A 15,111-nucleotide genomic window follows, 5' to 3' on the forward strand; every position below is an offset into this window, starting at 1 on the left:
GTGCGGCAGTTTTGAGACGGAGCTGAAGGAGTTCAACGGCGAGCGCGATCACGTGCACCTGCTCGTGCACTACCCGCCCAAGGTGGCCTTGTCGAAGCTGATCAACAGCTTGAAGGGCGTCAGCTCCCGATACCTGCGCGCCGAGTACACCGGCCGCATCAACCACATCGGACTGGGCTCCGTCTTCTGGTCCCGCTCCTACTTCGCCGGGTCATGCGGCGGTGCACCGCTCAGCATCGTCCGCCAGTACATCGAGGGCCAGAAGCGGCCTACCTGACCGTCACCCCAAGGCGCAGCGAACTCCGGCGCTGCGCGCCTCCGGCCCGAGGATGCGTTTCCCTCCCCGGCTGAAGCCGGGGATCCCCACACAAGATCAGGGATGGACCGAGCCGTCGAGCATGGGGGTGACGTGCACGCCGAGGAACGGAAGATCGGGATCGGGCACCGGGTAGACGGGGTTGGTGATCAGTGCGCGGCGTGCGGGCCGTATCTCGGCGTACTCACCGCGGAACGGCATGATCCGCACCGATGGCCGGTCACCTGCCGCTTCGGCGATCTTGTCGCTGTGCAGGCCCGCGCAGTTGACGAGGACTGGCCCGGAGTTCGCCCCTGGGCGTGTGGATCACCGTGCGGTCGAAAAGGGGTGGCCCCTAACGGGAAGGGACGAGCGGAAGGGCGTCCTCGTATGCGTTCACCGGCCGGGCGACCTTCTTGACGGTGTCGGCGTCGAGCGCGGCCGGGGCGGACCTCGTGCCCAGAGTCCCGCCGGGGTGCCAGGTGCCCGTGACGGACACCCAGGTGTTGGTGCGCACAGCCGGGCCCCCGTGGATCCGCACCTTGACGAACTGGGCGTCCGCCGCGCAGCACAGGAAAATGGTCCGTGTCAGGTACCAGCCGTCACCCTGCTTGTCGGGCGTGACGAAACCGGTCATCCGGACCCGGCGTCCCTTGATGGCCTGCTCGGAGTCCTGCTGCACGCGGCTGGTGAAATCGGTGAGGGTCATCGGGACCGGCGAGGTCGCGGGAAGCGGATCGAAGTGTTCCTGCTCCGTGACCGCCTTGGGTGCCTCGCGGGAGGCGGTGTACGCGCCCAGGGCCGGCGGTGCGTAGAAGAGCAGACTCAGCGCGGGGAGGAACAGCAGCCACGCGGCGCGGGGCGCGGTGGAGTGGTCGTGATCATGACCGCGGTCGCTGTCGTCGTGGCCGCCGTGCTCAGGTCGCTCGTCACCTCCGCCCGGCCTCCGGTACGACCAGGCCTCCGCCGCTCCCAGCAGGAGCAGCAGCACTCCCGACGCGATCAGCAGCGGACGCATCCCCTCCTTCACGTACCTGAGGCACAGGTCGGTGAAGAGCGAGGCGTGCAGCAGACCCAGACCGATGAGGACGAGCAGGATCACCTGGAGGGGACGTCTCACAGCAGCACCCCTCCGACCAGCACGCTGCACAGGACCGCGACGACCGCCGTGGCGGCGGAGAAACGGACCGCGAAGTTCCGGCCGAACGTACCCGCCTGAAGGGCGATCAACTTCAGGTCGACCATCGGCCCGACCACCATGAACGCCAGTTGCGCGAGCGGGGAGAACCCGCTGAGCGAGGCCGCGACGAACGCGTCGGCCTCGGAGCACACCGCGAGCACGATGGCGAGCACGGCCAGGAACAGCACCGACAGCCAGAGCGAGCTGGAGAACGTGTCGAGCACGGAGCGCGGGACCATCACGTTGAAGGTGGCCGCCGCCATGGCCCCGACGACCAGGAAGCCGCCGGCGTGCAGGAAGTCGTGCTGGAAGCCGCGCCGGAACTCGGTCCAGCGGTTGTGTCCCGGCTGGTGTCCGGTGTGCCGCGCGACCGGCCTGAGCCACTCCTCACGGCCCAGGAGAAGCCACAGCCAGCCCATCACGGCGGCGGTGGCGAGCGAGGCGAGCAGCCGGGCCGGCACCATCACGGGACTGCCGGGGAAGGCGATGGCTGTCGCGGTCAGGACGACCGGGTTGACGGCGGGCGCCGACAGCAGGAACGCGAAGGCGGCGGCCGGGGGGACCCCCCGGCCGATCAGGCTGTTGGCGACGGGTACCGACGCGCATTCGCAGCCGGGCAGGACGACCCCGGCGGCTCCGGCGACCGGGACGGCGAGCACGGTCCGCCGGGGCAGCATCCGCTGGAACAGACGGGCCGGCACGAACGCGTTGATCGCGCCGGACAGGGCCGTTCCGAGCAGCAGGAAGGGCAGCGCCTGCAGGGTGACGGCGAGGCAGACGGTCCGCCATGCCTGCATGGCCGGTTCGTCCCCCCACCGGCCGATGACGAAGAACGCCGTACCGGGAAGGGTGGCCGCCGCCAATAACAGGAGCGGCCAGAACCGTGGCCAGCCCCGGGGGGCGTCATCGGCCGCCGCGGGAGCCGCGACGGCCGCCTCCGCTTCCTCGACCAGGTCACCTGTCTTCTGCACGCCAGCTCCGAAAGCCAGATATTCGGATCGAACACAACGGACTCCGGACCCCACACCCGCCTCCCCGGCACGCCTGCTCCGGGGCCTCTGGAGGGGATCCATGCGAAGGCAGACCCTAGCCGCAGCGCCGGCAACTCGAGGAAGTGGGTCGGGACTTCACGGGACGTCGGTCACAGCGCCGCAGGCAGTCCGGGCCCCGTGCGGCGCAGTCGCAGCCGAGGTCGCAGGGCAGCACCGTGCGGCGCGCAGGCCGGGTCGCGAACTTTCTCCGGCGAAGTTCGATCCAGGACCTGACAATGAAAATGATTATCGATAGCGTCTTCCCGTGGCACAGCCGGCCGCCTCCCCTCAGAGGCGTCGTCGGGCTGCCCTGATGCCAGAACCACGCAGCGCGAAACGGGACGAAAAGGGGAGCCGTGGCTCATCTGTTGGTGGTCGAGAGCTGGGTCGGTTCGATGAGCAGGCTGCTGCCACGGGCGATACGGGAGGGCGGGCACGAGTTCACGTTCCTCACGCGGGATCTGCACCACTACCTGCGCTCGGCGCCCGAGGGCACAGCGCACCCGCTGCTCGGGGCGCGCAACGTGATCACCGCGGACACCAACGACATCGAGGCCCTGTTGCCCGAGGCCGAGCGGCTGCACGCGGTCCTCGGCTTCGACGGGGTCATCACGTCCTGCGACTACTACCTGCCGACGGTGGCGCGGATCGCCGGGCGGCTCGGCCTGCCCGGCTCCAGCCCCGAGGCGGTCGAGAACGCCTGCCGCAAGGACGCCACCCGCCGGGTCCTCAGTGACGCCGGGGTGCCCGGGCCGCGTTTCGCCGTGCACGAGGAGTGGGCCGACATCGCGCGGGCGGCACGGGAGATCGGCTACCCGCTGGTGGTCAAGCCCGTCGACCTGTGTGCGGGCATGTACGTGCGGCGGGTGGACGGCGAGGAGCAGCTCGCCGCCGCCGTACGGGCGCTGGCCGGCTTCCCGGTCAACGCCCGTGGACAGCATCGGGAGCCCGCCGTCCTGCTGGAGGAGCTGCTCGACGGCCCCGAGGTGAGCGTCGAGACGGTGTCGCACGCGGGAGCCGTCCACGTGGTGGGCGTGACCGACAAGAGCGTCGGCGGGGCGCCCGCGTTCGTCGAGACAGGGCACATGTTCCCGGCGGCCCTCACGTCCGCCGACACCGAAGCCGCCGAGCAGACCGCACTGGGCGCGCTCAAGGCGCTCGGGCTGGTGGACGGCGTGGTGGCGCACACCGAGATCAAGCTGACCTCCGCCGGACCGCGCGTAGTCGAGGTCAACCCGCGGCCCGCCGGCAACCGCATCACCAAGCTGGTCCGCCATGTCACCGGCGTCGACCTGGCCGCGGCCTTCGTGGAGGTGTCCCTCGGCCGTGCGCCCGACCTGCGGCGCCGGGAGACCGGGCTGCGCAGTGCGGCCATCGGCTTCCTCGTACCGGGCACCTCGGGCACCCTCGAGTCACTGGACGGCGGCCGGCTGCGGGACGCACCGGGAGTGCTGGAGACACAGCTCGCCGAGCCCGGCAGGCAGGTGAAGGCGGCGGGCAGCAACAACGAGTACCTCGGGCACGTCATGGCGGGCGATGCCGAGGGGCTGGGCGCCCGCGACCGGGTCGAGGCCCTGCTCGGTGAGCTGCGGTCCGGGCTGGTGATCCGATGACGGCCGCCACCGGCACAGCCCGCACGGCGGCGTTCGCGACATGCGCGTCGTACGACGAGCTCGTGGAACGCGTCCGCGCCGGTGAGCTCGGCCCGGACCCGGCCGCACAGCGGATCGCCGTGGCGTTCACCACCCGGCAGGCCGTACGGCACGACGGGCGCGGCACCGGCTACCGCAACGAGGTCCTCAGCCTGCGGCTGGCCGGGGCCGTCGGCTCGTGCGCGGTCGAGCCGGGGGCTCTGCCCTGCGGCGCGATCGACGACTGCGTCGGCGCCGACGTGCCCCGCCTGCTGGAGCATCCGCTGCTGCCGGTGCGCGTGGCCGCCCTGGACGCCTACCTGATGCACGTCGCCCCGCACGGCCCGGCTCAGGGGGCGCGACCCGTCCCGCTGCCCGCCGGGACGTCGCTGGAGAAGTCCCGGGCCCGGGCGCGGGCCGTCGTCGAGCTGCTCGATCTGCCTCCGGGCACGACGGTGCTCGTCGTCGGTGTCGTCAACTCCCTGCTGGAGGCGCTGCGTTCGCGCGGACTGGGCTACGTTCCGTGCGATCTCAAGGGCGGGGCGACGGAGTGGGGCGAGGAGGTCGTCACCGGCGCGCTCAGCGAGGCCGGCCGCTGCGACGCCCTGCTCGTCTCCGGGATGACGCTCGGCAACGGGACCTTCGAACCGCTGCGGCGGCACGCGCTGGCGCACGGCAAGCAGCTGGTGATGTTCGCCCAGACCGGCAGCGCCGTACTGCCCCGCTTCCTCGGCCACGGGGTGAGCGCGGTGTGCGCCGAGCCGTACCCCTTCTTCTGGCTCGACGGCGGTCCCGGCACCCTGCACCGCTACGGCGGCCCGCGTCCGGGGGGCGAACGATGACCACGACGGCCGTACGGCCCGCCGCGCGCCCGGAACTGCTCTCCCTGCTCGGCCGCACACCCCTGGTCCGCGTCACCGCCGAACTGCCCGGCCCACACCCCGGCTTCTGGGCCAAGCTCGAAGGGCTCGCGGCGGGCGGTATGAAGGCCCGGGCCGCCGTGTCGATGCTGCTGGGCGCCCGTGAGCGGGGCGAACTGCGGCCGGGTGCCCCGGTGGTGGAGTCCACCTCCGGCACCCTCGGCATCGGGCTCGCCTTCGCCGGCCAGGCCCTCGGCCACCCCGTCGTACTGGTCGGCGACAGTGAACTGGAGCCGTCCATGCGGCAGTTGCTGCGAGCCCACGGGGTGCGGCTGGAGCTCGTGGACCGCCCGGCGCCACGGGGCGGCTGGCAGGCCGCGCGGCTCGCCCGGCTCCAGGAGCTGCTCGCCGTCCTGCCCGGCGCGTACTGGCCCGACCAGTACAACAACCCCGACAACAGCGCCGGTTACGCCTCCCTGGCCGCCGAACTCATCGACCGGCTCGACCACCTGGACATCCTGGTGTGCAGCGTCGGCACCGGCGGCCACAGCGCCGGCGTCATCGGGCCACTGCGGCGCCGCTGGCCCGCACTGCGGCTGATCGGCGTGGACTCGACCGGCTCGACGATCTTCGGCCAGCCCGCCCGGCCACGGCTGATGCGCGGCCTGGGCAGCAGCATCCATCCGCGCAACGTCGCCTACGAGGCGTTCGACGAGGTCCACTGGGTCGGCCCGGCCGAGGCCGTGGACAGCTGCCGTTGCCTCGCCCACTCCAGCTTCGTCAGCGGCGGATGGAGCACCGGCGCCGCCGCCCGCGTCGCCGCGTGGGCCGCCCGCGTCCACCCCGGCGCGGTCGTCGCCACCGTCTTCCCCGACGGCCCGCACCGCTACCTCGGCACCGTCTACGACGACGACTTCGCCGCGGCCCACGGCCTCGACCCCGCCACGGCGGCCGCCCGGCCGGTGGAGATCCCGCACCCCCGCGCGGCCGAAGCCACCGGCTGGGTGCGGTGCACCCGCGTCACCGACCCGCTGAAGGCCCTCCCCCATCCGGAAAGGAAGCCGTGAAGACCGGCCTGCACACCGTACGTCTGGACCTCAGCGAGCCGCTGCGTATCTCCCGCTCCACCATGACCGCCCGCGAAGCCGTGTGGCTGACCGTCGAACACGACGGCGTCACCGGTCACGGCGAAGCCGTCACCAGCGTCTACTACGGTCTCGACACGCGGACCCTGGAACGGCTCCTCGCGGCTGCCGGTACGGACCTCGCCCGCTTCCCCGGTCCCGAGAGCGCCCTGGAGGCGCTGAACGCGGGCGAGTTGGCCGGTGAGGGCACTCCCCCGGCCGTGACCGCCGCCGTCGAGGCCGCGCTGCTCGACCTCGTCGGCAAGCGGGCGGGCAGCCCTGTCCATCGGCTCCTCGGCGCCGTGGCACCTCCGGCCGCGGCCACGGCCCGCACCATCGGCATCACGTCCCCCGCCCACGCGGCGGCACAGGTACGCGGTCTCACGGCGAGCGGCTTCGAGGTCGTCAAGGTCAAGGCCGGATCCCCCGACCCCGAGGACGACGTGGAGCGCGTCCGCGTCATCCGCGACGCCGCGCCCCGGGCCCGGCTGCTCCTGGACCCCAACGGCGCCTGGACCGTGGCGCAGACCGAGGCGCTGCTGCCCCGGTTCGCCGACCTCGGTGTCGAGGCCGTCGAACAGCCCCTGGCGCCCGGCACCCCGGAGGCACTGGGCGCGCTGGCCGCACGCTCGCCACTGCCCGTCATCGCCGACGAGGACGCCGTGACCCTGGAGGACGTCCGCCGGCTGGCCGGACGCGTCCAGGGCGTCAACGTCAAGCTCGCCAAGTGCGGCGGCGTGCACGCCGCGCTGCGTATCGCCGAGGCGATCGACGGCAGCGGCACGGAGCTGATGCTGGGCTGCCTGACCGCCAGCAGTCTGGGCCTCGCACCCGCCGTCCACCTCGCCGACCGGGCCCGCTGGACCGACCTCGACGGGCATCTGCTGCTCGCCCGTGACCCGTGGCGGGGCATCGGCGGCGAGGACGGCGTCGTACGGGCAAGTGACCTCCCTGGCCTCGGAGTCCAGGAGGTGAGGGCGTATGAGGACGTGGCGTGAGATCCGCCGCTTCCCGCTCGCGGTCCAGCTCCTGCTGGCCAACCAGCTCGGCGTCAACACCGGCTTCTACCTGCTCATCCCTTACCTCGCCACCCACCTCGGCGAGAACCTGGGCATGTCGGCCGCCGTCGTCGGTGTGGTCCTCGGCGTGCGCAACCTGAGCCAGCAGGGCCTGTTCATCATCGGTGGCTCCGCCTCCGACCGGCTCGGCGCGCGCGGCGTCATCATCGCCGGCTGCGCCCTGCGCACCCTCGGGTTCGCGCTGTTCGCGCTCGGCGACAGCCTGGCCGTCCTGCTCGCCGCGTCCGTGCTCAGCGGCTTCGCCGGGGCGCTGTTCAACCCCGCCGTACGCGCCTACATCGCCCAGGAGGCGGCCGAGCGCAAAGCCGAGGCGTTCGCCCTGTTCAACGTGTTCGCCACCGCCGGAGCCCTGATCGGACCGCTGTTGGGCAGCGCGCTGCTGCTGGTGGACTTCCGTACGTCGGCCCTGGCCGCCGCCGGGATCTTCGCGGTCCTCACCGTCGCGCAGGCCCTGGTGCTGCCCGCCCGGGAGGTCGAGCCGAGCAGGGGCACCGTGCTCGCGGACTGGCGCGAGGTCCTCGGCAACCGGGCCTTCCTGGCGTTCGCGCTCGCCATGGTCGGCATGTTCACCCTGGAGAACCAGCTGTACCTGCTGCTGCCCGACGGAGCCCGGCAGGCCACCGGCTGGGACGGCGCCGCCGGCCTCGTCTTCCTCGTGGGCACCCTCGCCAACCTGGCCCTGCAACTGCGCGTCACCCGAGCCCTCAAGGAGCGCGGGAACCGGGCACGTTGGATCTCGGCCGGGCTGGGCCTGATGGCGCTGGCGTTCCTGCCGCCCGCCGTAGTGGCGAGTGACCCCGGCGGCCCGGGCGGTACGGCCGACGCGGCGCTGCGTGCCCTGCCCGTCCTGGCCGGCGCCCTGCTGCTCCACCTCGGGGTGATGGTCGCCCAGCCGTTCGTGATGGAGATCGTCCCCGGCTTCGGCCGGTCCGAGCTGACGGGCACGTACTTCGGGATCTTCTACGTGGTCTCCGGGATCGCCGCCGCCGTCGGCAACACCGTCGTCGGCTGGGCCATGGACACCGGGGAGCGGGGCGACGCCGGCTGGCTGCCCTGGGCGTGCTGCGCCCTGTTCGGGCTCGCGTCCGCGCTGGGCGTGGCCTGGCTGCACCGGCTCGGCTCGCTGCCGACGGCGCCGAAGCCCTCCGTACCCGCGACGGCCTGAGGAAGGACACGCCATGCGCCCCTCGACCGTTCCGCCCAACCTGCTCACCGACAACCCCGAGCTGTACGAGGCCCGCTTCCCCGACCCCGACCGGCTGGCCGGGCGCTGGGCGGAGGACTGTCTGGGGCGGCACGGCGCGGGACCGTGCGTACTGGACGTGGGCTGCGGTACCGGCCGCGACGCCGCCCACCTCCACGGCGCCGGCCGCACGGTGACCGGCGCCGACATCTCCGAGGCGATGCTCACCCACGCCCGCGTCCATCACCCCGGGCCCGAGTACGTCCATGCCGACCTCCACGGATTCGACCTGGGCCGGAGCGTGTTCGACGCCGTCGTGTGCCTGGACAGCGCCCTGCTGTACTGCCACACCAACGAACAGCTCGACGCCTTCCTGTCCTGCTGCCGCCGCGCCCTGACCCCGGGCGGTCTGCTGGTCGCCGAGATGCGCAACGGCGCGTACTTCCTCGGCCGTACCGAGCTGCTCGATGTGCCCACCGTCAAGGAGTTCACCTGGCGGGGCACCGTCCACCGTTCCACCACCGTCCTCACGGTGGACCGTACGGCCCAGCTCCTGCGCCGCAGTCGCGTGTGGACCACGGACGACGGGTCCCCGCCCGTCGAGCAGCGGTCCGCGTGGCGGCTGCTGTTCCCGCAGGAGTTGCGCCGCCTCCTGGCCGCGCAGGGCTTCGAGGTCCTCGAGCTCCACGACGGACCGGGCCCACGTACCGAGCCGCCCTGGCACGAGGGCCTGCTCCCCGGCCGTACCGCCGACGCCGACCGGCTGCACCTGGTGGCCCGCCTGACCGGGTCGGCCTGACCGGGCCCGCCTCCGCCTCCTGACGCGCGAGAACCTGCCGCCTCCTCTCTCTTTTTTCCCGCCGCGACCGCAGCAGCCACCCACACAGCAGCCGTCCACACAGCAGCCGTCCACACACATGGAGGAAACCCGCATGCACGACGAATCCACCCGCCGTCTCCCGTCCCAGGAGCGCTTCCCCGGACTGCGCCGCCGCGGCTTCCTCGCCGCGACGGGCGCCGCCTCGCTCGGTGTCGTCGCCCTCGCCGGATGCGGTGGCGGCTCCGGCCCGGGCGCCGACGAGAGCAAGGGCGATGGCGCTCCCAGGAGAGGCGGGCGGCTGCGCGCCGCGTTCGCGGGCGGCGGTGCCAGTGAGACCCTCGACCCGCACCTGGCCAACCTCTTCGCCGACGCCGCCCGCGCCAAGGCTCTCTTCGACAAGCTCGCCGACTACGGCGCCGACCTGTCGGCCCAGCCCCGCCTCGCCGAGAAGTGGGAGGCGAACAAGGCCCTGGACCGCTGGCAGGTCACCCTGCGCGAGGCCGCCTTCCACGACGGCAAGCCGGTCACCGCCGAGGACGTCCTCTACAGCTACCGCCGTATCGCCGACCCCGGGCAGGCGTTCCGCGCCAAGGCGTCCCTGGAGCCCATCGACCTCGACGCCAGCCGCGCCACCGGGCAGCGGTCGATCGAGTTCGTCCTCAAGCGCCCCACGGCCGAATTCCCCAACATCCTGGCCGCGTTCGGCGCGTACATCGTGCCCGAGGGCGCGACCGGGTTCGACAGGAAGCCGATCGGCTCCGGCCCCTTCCGCTTCGTCTCCTTCGCCCCGGGCCGCTCCGCCGTCTTCCGCCGCAACGACGACTACTGGGACGGCGCCCCGCACCTCGACGAGATCGAGTTCGTCGTCGCCAACGAGGAGTCCGCCCGCGTCAACGCGCTCCTCGGCGGCCAGGTCGAGTACGCCCATGAGCTCAACCCCGCCACCGCCCGCGCCCACGAGGGCAAGGGACAGATCGAGATCGTCCGGCTCCGCAACAGCGCGATGCAGGGCTTCGCCATGAAGACCGACCGGGCGCCCTTCGACGACAGGCGGGTGCGTGAGGCGTTCTTCCTCATCGCCGACCGCGAGGAGCTCGTCGACGGCGCCCTGTCCGGCGCGGGCGTCGTCGGCAACGACCTGTTCGGCAAGGGCTACGAGTACTACGCCGACGGCCTCCCCCAGCGCGAGCAGGACCTCGACCGCGCCCGCGCCCTGCTCAAGCGGGCCGGCGCCGAGAAGTTGAAGGTCACCCTCGACACCTCGGCCGTCGCCGCCGGGTTCACCGAGGCCGCCGGCGTCTTCCGCGACCAGGCGAAGGAGGCGGGCGTCACGATCGACGTCAAGACGGGCAGCAAGGACTCGTACTGGAGCGACATCCTCGACAACGGCGCCCTGTGCTGCTACCGCTCCGGCGCCATGCCCATCGAGGCCCACATCTCCCAGCGCCTGCTCACCGGCTCCACCACCAACGCCACCAAGTGGCAGCACAAGGACTTCGACGCCCTCTACCAGCAAGCCCAGTCCACCAAGGACAGGACCGGGCGCGCCGCGGTCTACGAGCGGATGCAGCGCCGCCTGTACACCGAGGGCGGCTTCCTCATCTGGGGCTTCGCCGACTGGATCCTCGGTATCGCCCGCAACGTGAAGGGAGTGGAGGAGAACGCGCCCGCCAACACGCTCGACTGGGCCCGCTTCGACAAGGTGTGGCTCACGTGAGCGGACTGCGCTCCTTCGTCGCCCGGCGGCTACTCCTCGGCGTCGCGCAGACCGTGGCCGTGGTGCTGCTGGTCTTCGCGCTCACCGAGGCGCTGCCGGGCGACGCCGCCGTCGCCCTGGCCGGCGACCAGCCCGACCCGGCCCGTATCCAGGCGATCCGCGAGGCCATGGAACTGGACCGGCCCGCGTACGAACGGCTGGCCGACTGGGCGGCGGGTCTGCCGCACGGCGACTTCGGCACCTCCCTGGCCTCCGGACGCCCGGTCAGCCGGTACGTCGCCGAGGGCTTCGGCCCCACCCTGCTGCTGGCCACGCTCACTGTGGCGCTGCTCGTGCCGGTGGGCTTCGGCCTCGGCGTGCTCGCCGCCCGACGCGTTGGACGCCTCGCCGACCGGCTGATCAGCTCGGTGACCCTCGCCGTGTACGCGGTGCCCGAGTTCGCCCTCGGCGTGCTGCTGGTGACCGTCTTCGCGCTCCGGCTGGGCTGGCTGCCACCGACCGCGGTCGGCTACGGCACCGACCTGCTCGGCCACCCGGCCGCACTCGTCCTCCCCGTGCTCGTCCTGCTCTCCCGGCCCGTGTGCTCGCTGGCCCGCCTGGTGCGCGCCGGCATGATCGACGCGCTCGCCTCCCCGTACGCGGCGCAGGCCCGCCGCTACGGCGTTTCCGGCGTCCGTATCCACTACGCGCACGCCCTGCCCAACGCCCTCGCCCCCGCCGCGCAGCAGCTGGCCCGCACCATCGACTGGCTGCTGTGCGGTGTCATCGTCGTGGAGGCGCTGTACGTGATCCCCGGACTCGGCACCGTACTGCTCAACGCCGTCGCCGAACGCGACGTACCCGTCGTGCAGGGCCTCGCCGTGGTGTTCGGGGTGCTGACCGTCGTCCTCAACCTCGGCGCCGACCTGGTTGCCCACCGCCTCGCGCCACGGGCGGGGGTGGCCGCGTGAAGAACCCGCGCACCGGCCGCTTCGCCCTCGGCCTCGCGGTCGTCGCCGTACCCCTCGTCCTCGCCCTCCTCGGCCCGGTGTTCGCGGAGGAACCGGGCCGGCGCGCCGTGTCCTTCACCGCCGGCGACGGCCACTGGCTCGGCACCGACTTCGTCGGCCGCGACGTATGGCAACAGGTCCTGCACGGCGGCCGCCCAGTCGTGCTGACCGCCCTGGCGGCAACCACTCTGGCCTGTCTCGTGGCCCTGCCCATCGGCCTGGTCAGCGCGCTCACCCACCGCCGCCTGCTGGAGGAGCTGCTGATGAGGCCCCTGGACATCCTGCTCGCCGTCCCGTCGCTGCTGCTGATCCTGCTGGCCGCCACGGTGTTCTCCCCCGGCGCCGTCGGTCTCGCCCTGCTGGTCGCGCTGATCAACGTGCCCGACGCGGCCCGCCTCGTACGCGCCGCCGCCATGGAGGCCGCCGCCCGTCCCGCCGTCGAGGCGCTGCGCATGCAGGGCGAGACCTGGTGGCGCCTGGCCGTCGGCTACGTCGGCCGGTCCATGCTGGGCACCCTGGCCGCCGACGTCGGCACCCGGCTGACCGGCGTGCTGTACCTGGTCGCCACGGCCGCGTTCCTCGGCGTCGGAGTCGCCCCGGACGCCGCCGACTGGGCGGTCATGGTCGACCGCAACCGCACGGGCCTGTTCCTCCAGCCCTGGGCCGTGGTCGTACCCGCCCTGCTGATCGTCGCCCTGACGATGGGCACCAACCTCCTCTTCGACGCCGCGCTGGCGGGCGACCGCCGAAGCACCCGGGTCCAGGACACGAAGCGCCGGGGCGCACCCGAGTCCCTCCGCAGCCGAGCAGGGAGTGAGGCACGCCGGTGAACCTGGAGAACCACCACGACGACACGACGGAGCCGGCCGCCACGGGCGGCGGACCCGGCGACACCGCCGAAGAGCCCGTGGCCGGGATCCGCGACCTGCGCGTCGAGATCGACGGCAGGTCCGTCGTCGACGGAGTGACCCTCGGAGCCCTGCCCGGCAAGGTCACCGCGCTGGTCGGCGCCTCCGGCAGCGGCAAGACCACCACCGGCCTCGCCCTGCTCGGCGAGTTCCCACGCGGCGCCCGCGTCACCGGCGACATACGGCCGGCAGCCGACGGCCTCGTCGGCTACATCCCCCAGCACCCGGCGGCCGTCCTCAACCCCGCCCGCCGTGTCTCCGCCCTCCTGACCGACATCGCCCGCGCCCAGGTCCGCCACCTGCCCCTGGGCAAGCGCCGGGCCGCTGCCCGCGAACGCGTCCTGCGGGCGCTGGCCGATGCCCAGCTCCCGGACGCCGAGGCCCTGTCGCGGCGCTACCCGCACCAGCTCTCGGGCGGCCAGCAGCAGCGCGTCGTCCTCGCCCAGGCCCTGCTGCTCGGTGCCCGCGTCATCGTCGCCGACGAGCCCACCACCGGACAGGACGCCCTGACCAAGAGCCGCGTCGTCGACCAGCTCGCCGCCGTCGCGGCACGCGGCATCGCCGTCGTCCTGCTCAGCCACGACCTCGACGTCGTCCGCGCGCTCGCCGACGACGTCCACGTCATGCGAGCGGGCCGGGTCGTGGAGTCGGGCCCCGCACAGCACCTGTGGCTGGAGCCCCGACACGAGTGGACCCGCCGGCTGCTCGACGGGCAGCGGGAGCTCCCGCGGCCCGAGCCCGCAACCACTGCCGCACGACCGGTCCTGCGGATACGCGACCTGACCGCCCGCCACCGTGACAGGGCACACGGCACGACCGTGGTGCTGCGCGTTCCCGGACTCGATCTGCACACCGGCGAATGCCTGGCCGTCGTCGGCCGCTCCGGCAGCGGCAAGACCACCCTCGCCCGCTGTCTGGCGGGACTCCACCGTGCCCACGACGGGGAGATCCTCCTCGACGGCACTCCGCTGCCTCGCAGCCTGCGCGACCGCAGCCGCGCGCACCTGGCAGCCGTGCAGTACGTCTTCCAGGACGCGCGCGCCGCCTTCGACGAGCACCGCCCCGTCCTGCACCAGGTCGCCCGCACCGCGACCCGGCTGCGCGGCACCGACGGCCGCGCCGCCAGGACCGAGGCCCTGACCACCCTGACCCGCCTCGGGCTCACGGAGGACCTGGTCCGCAGACGCCCCGGCCGGCTGTCCGGCGGCGAACTCCAGCGCGCAGCCCTCGCCCGCGCCCTGCTCGCCCGTCCCCGCGTCCTCGTCTGCGACGAGATCACCTCCGGCCTCGACACGGTCACCCGCCGCGGCATCCTCGACACCCTCGCGGCACTGGTCCGCGGCCACGACGACCTCTCCCTGGTCCTGATCACCCACGATCTGGGCACCGCGGCCCTCGCCCACCGCATCGCCGTCCTGGACGCGGGCGAACTCGTCGAACAGGGCCCGGCACACCGCGTCCTGACCGAGCCGAGCCACCCGTTCACCGTCTCGCTCATGGAGACCACGGCACGTCTGGCGGCACGAACGGGCCTCTCCCGGTGATCAGCGCCGAGCCCCGGGCCGGGACCGTCCGCATCCCCTCGCTGCCGGGGCGCGTGCCGCCAGCGCCTCCAGCAGCAGGTCCACGGCCTCCTCGAAGGAGCTGTCCGCCATCCCGGGCAGCTCCGGACGGACCGCGGTGAGCGCCGGGTACGCCACCGGGTCCAGGTCCTGGTAGACATCCCTCCACGCCCGGTGATCGGCCTCGCGCTGTTGCCGCGGCAGTGCCTGGAACGCCGCGTCCGCGGCCGCGTGGCTGAGGACGGTGTCGATGAAGGCCAGATAGAGCCGTGCGGCGGAGGCCGGCTCGAAGCCCGCCGACAGCAGCAGGCCGATTCCCGTCTCCACGGCCCGGATCTCGCTCTTGCGCCGCGTCACCCGGTGCGCGGCCATGGCAGCCGCCCGGGGATGGGCGACGTACCCGGCACGGACCCGCAGGGCCATCTCGCGCAACGAGGCCACCCAGTCGTCTCCGGGGACGAACCCCTCCATCGCGTCGCCGATGATCCGGTCGGCGATGGCCAGCACCAGGTCGTCGGTGCCGTGGAAGTAGCGGTACAGAGCGGTCGGGTCGCAGCCCAGTGCCGTACCGAGCCGGCGCACGCTCAGCGCCTCGGGGCCATGCTCGCCGATCAGCCGCAGGGCGGTCTCCACGATCAGGTCCTCCGACAGCAGGACCCCGGAGCGGGTAGGTCGTCGGCGTCTGCGCTCCTGCGGGACACGGGTGGCCATGGCTGTGTTCCTCCCGGTCCT

14 protein-coding genes and 1 pseudogene are annotated in these 15,111 nt (G+C 73.0%); 11 read left to right on the forward strand and 4 right to left on the reverse strand.

The genetic code is table 11. The features are described 5' to 3' along the window. The coding region (gene tnpA, locus FNH04_RS02910; RefSeq protein ID WP_152779988.1) for an IS200/IS605 family transposase at positions 1–277 on the forward strand (277 nt) is incomplete at its 5' end. A gap of 102 nt (positions 278–379) precedes the next feature. Here the strand turns inward: tnpA and FNH04_RS02915 are convergent. From FNH04_RS02915 to FNH04_RS02925, 3 genes and pseudogenes are all read right to left on the reverse strand, one after another. Further along, a pseudogene (locus tag FNH04_RS02915) lies at positions 380–632 on the reverse strand (FAD-dependent oxidoreductase); the annotation flags it as partial. An 18-nt stretch (positions 633–650) separates the two neighbouring features. Continuing rightward, on the reverse strand, positions 651–1,415 hold the full coding sequence (locus FNH04_RS02920) for a TIGR03943 family putative permease subunit (RefSeq protein ID WP_322722528.1): 765 nt from the start codon (positions 1,413–1,415) through the stop codon (positions 651–653). Beyond that, positions 1,412–2,446, reverse strand: coding sequence for a permease (locus FNH04_RS02925; protein WP_386575944.1), 1,035 nt, complete (start codon positions 2,444–2,446; stop codon positions 1,412–1,414). Before FNH04_RS02925 ends, FNH04_RS02920 begins: the two co-directional genes overlap by 4 nt. Positions 2,447–2,862: 416 nt before the next feature. On the opposite strand from FNH04_RS02925, the gene FNH04_RS02930 reads away from it, so the two are divergent. The 10 genes from FNH04_RS02930 (at position 2,863) to FNH04_RS02975 (ending at position 14,361) form a co-directional block, all read left to right on the forward strand. Continuing rightward, complete coding sequence (locus tag FNH04_RS02930) at positions 2,863–4,119, forward strand: ATP-grasp domain-containing protein (RefSeq protein ID WP_322722529.1); 1,257 nt, start codon at positions 2,863–2,865, stop codon at positions 4,117–4,119. Continuing rightward, positions 4,116–4,979 carry a Rossmann-like domain-containing protein gene (locus tag FNH04_RS02935; protein ID WP_152779992.1) on the forward strand — a complete coding sequence of 288 codons (864 nt, stop codon included), beginning with the start codon at positions 4,116–4,118 and terminating at the stop codon, positions 4,977–4,979. Before FNH04_RS02930 ends, FNH04_RS02935 begins: the two co-directional genes overlap by 4 nt. Continuing rightward, positions 4,976–6,064 carry a PLP-dependent cysteine synthase family protein gene (locus tag FNH04_RS02940; protein WP_152779994.1) on the forward strand — a complete coding sequence of 363 codons (1,089 nt, stop codon included), beginning with the start codon at positions 4,976–4,978 and terminating at the stop codon, positions 6,062–6,064. Before FNH04_RS02935 ends, FNH04_RS02940 begins: the two co-directional genes overlap by 4 nt. Next, positions 6,061–7,119 (forward strand): mandelate racemase/muconate lactonizing enzyme family protein, encoded by a 1,059-nt coding sequence (locus FNH04_RS02945; protein ID WP_322722530.1) that lies wholly within the window; start codon positions 6,061–6,063, stop codon positions 7,117–7,119. Before FNH04_RS02940 ends, FNH04_RS02945 begins: the two co-directional genes overlap by 4 nt. After that, on the forward strand, positions 7,103–8,365 hold the full coding sequence (locus FNH04_RS02950; protein ID WP_152779995.1) for an MFS transporter: 1,263 nt from the start codon (positions 7,103–7,105) through the stop codon (positions 8,363–8,365). The genes FNH04_RS02945 and FNH04_RS02950 overlap by 17 nt, the downstream gene beginning before the upstream one ends. A gap of 13 nt (positions 8,366–8,378) precedes the next feature. Further along, entirely contained in the window at positions 8,379–9,182 is an 804-nt protein-coding gene (locus tag FNH04_RS02955; RefSeq protein WP_152779996.1) for a class I SAM-dependent DNA methyltransferase, read from the forward strand. A gap of 133 nt (positions 9,183–9,315) precedes the next feature. Then, positions 9,316–10,920 carry an ABC transporter substrate-binding protein gene (locus FNH04_RS02960; RefSeq protein WP_152779998.1) on the forward strand — a complete coding sequence of 535 codons (1,605 nt, stop codon included), beginning with the start codon at positions 9,316–9,318 and terminating at the stop codon, positions 10,918–10,920. After that, on the forward strand, positions 10,917–11,870 hold the full coding sequence (locus FNH04_RS02965) for an ABC transporter permease (protein ID WP_322722531.1): 954 nt from the start codon (positions 10,917–10,919) through the stop codon (positions 11,868–11,870). Before FNH04_RS02960 ends, FNH04_RS02965 begins: the two co-directional genes overlap by 4 nt. After that, positions 11,867–12,739 carry an ABC transporter permease gene (locus FNH04_RS02970; RefSeq protein ID WP_322722532.1) on the forward strand — a complete coding sequence of 291 codons (873 nt, stop codon included), beginning with the start codon at positions 11,867–11,869 and terminating at the stop codon, positions 12,737–12,739. The genes FNH04_RS02965 and FNH04_RS02970 overlap by 4 nt, the downstream gene beginning before the upstream one ends. 77 nt (positions 12,740–12,816) lie before the next feature. After that, positions 12,817–14,361, forward strand: coding sequence for an ABC transporter ATP-binding protein (locus FNH04_RS02975; RefSeq protein WP_322722538.1), 1,545 nt, complete (start codon positions 12,817–12,819; stop codon positions 14,359–14,361). On the opposite strand, the gene FNH04_RS02980 is transcribed toward FNH04_RS02975, so the two are convergent. Continuing rightward, the gene (locus FNH04_RS02980) at positions 14,362–15,090 is read right to left on the reverse strand and encodes a TetR/AcrR family transcriptional regulator (protein ID WP_152780000.1); all 729 of its coding nucleotides are present in this window, start codon (positions 15,088–15,090) and stop codon (positions 14,362–14,364) included. Positions 15,091–15,111 lie beyond the last annotated feature (21 nt).

The organism is Streptomyces phyllanthi (genome assembly GCF_009377205.1).
GTDB lineage: Bacteria > Actinomycetota > Actinomycetes > Streptomycetales > Streptomycetaceae > Streptomyces > Streptomyces phyllanthi.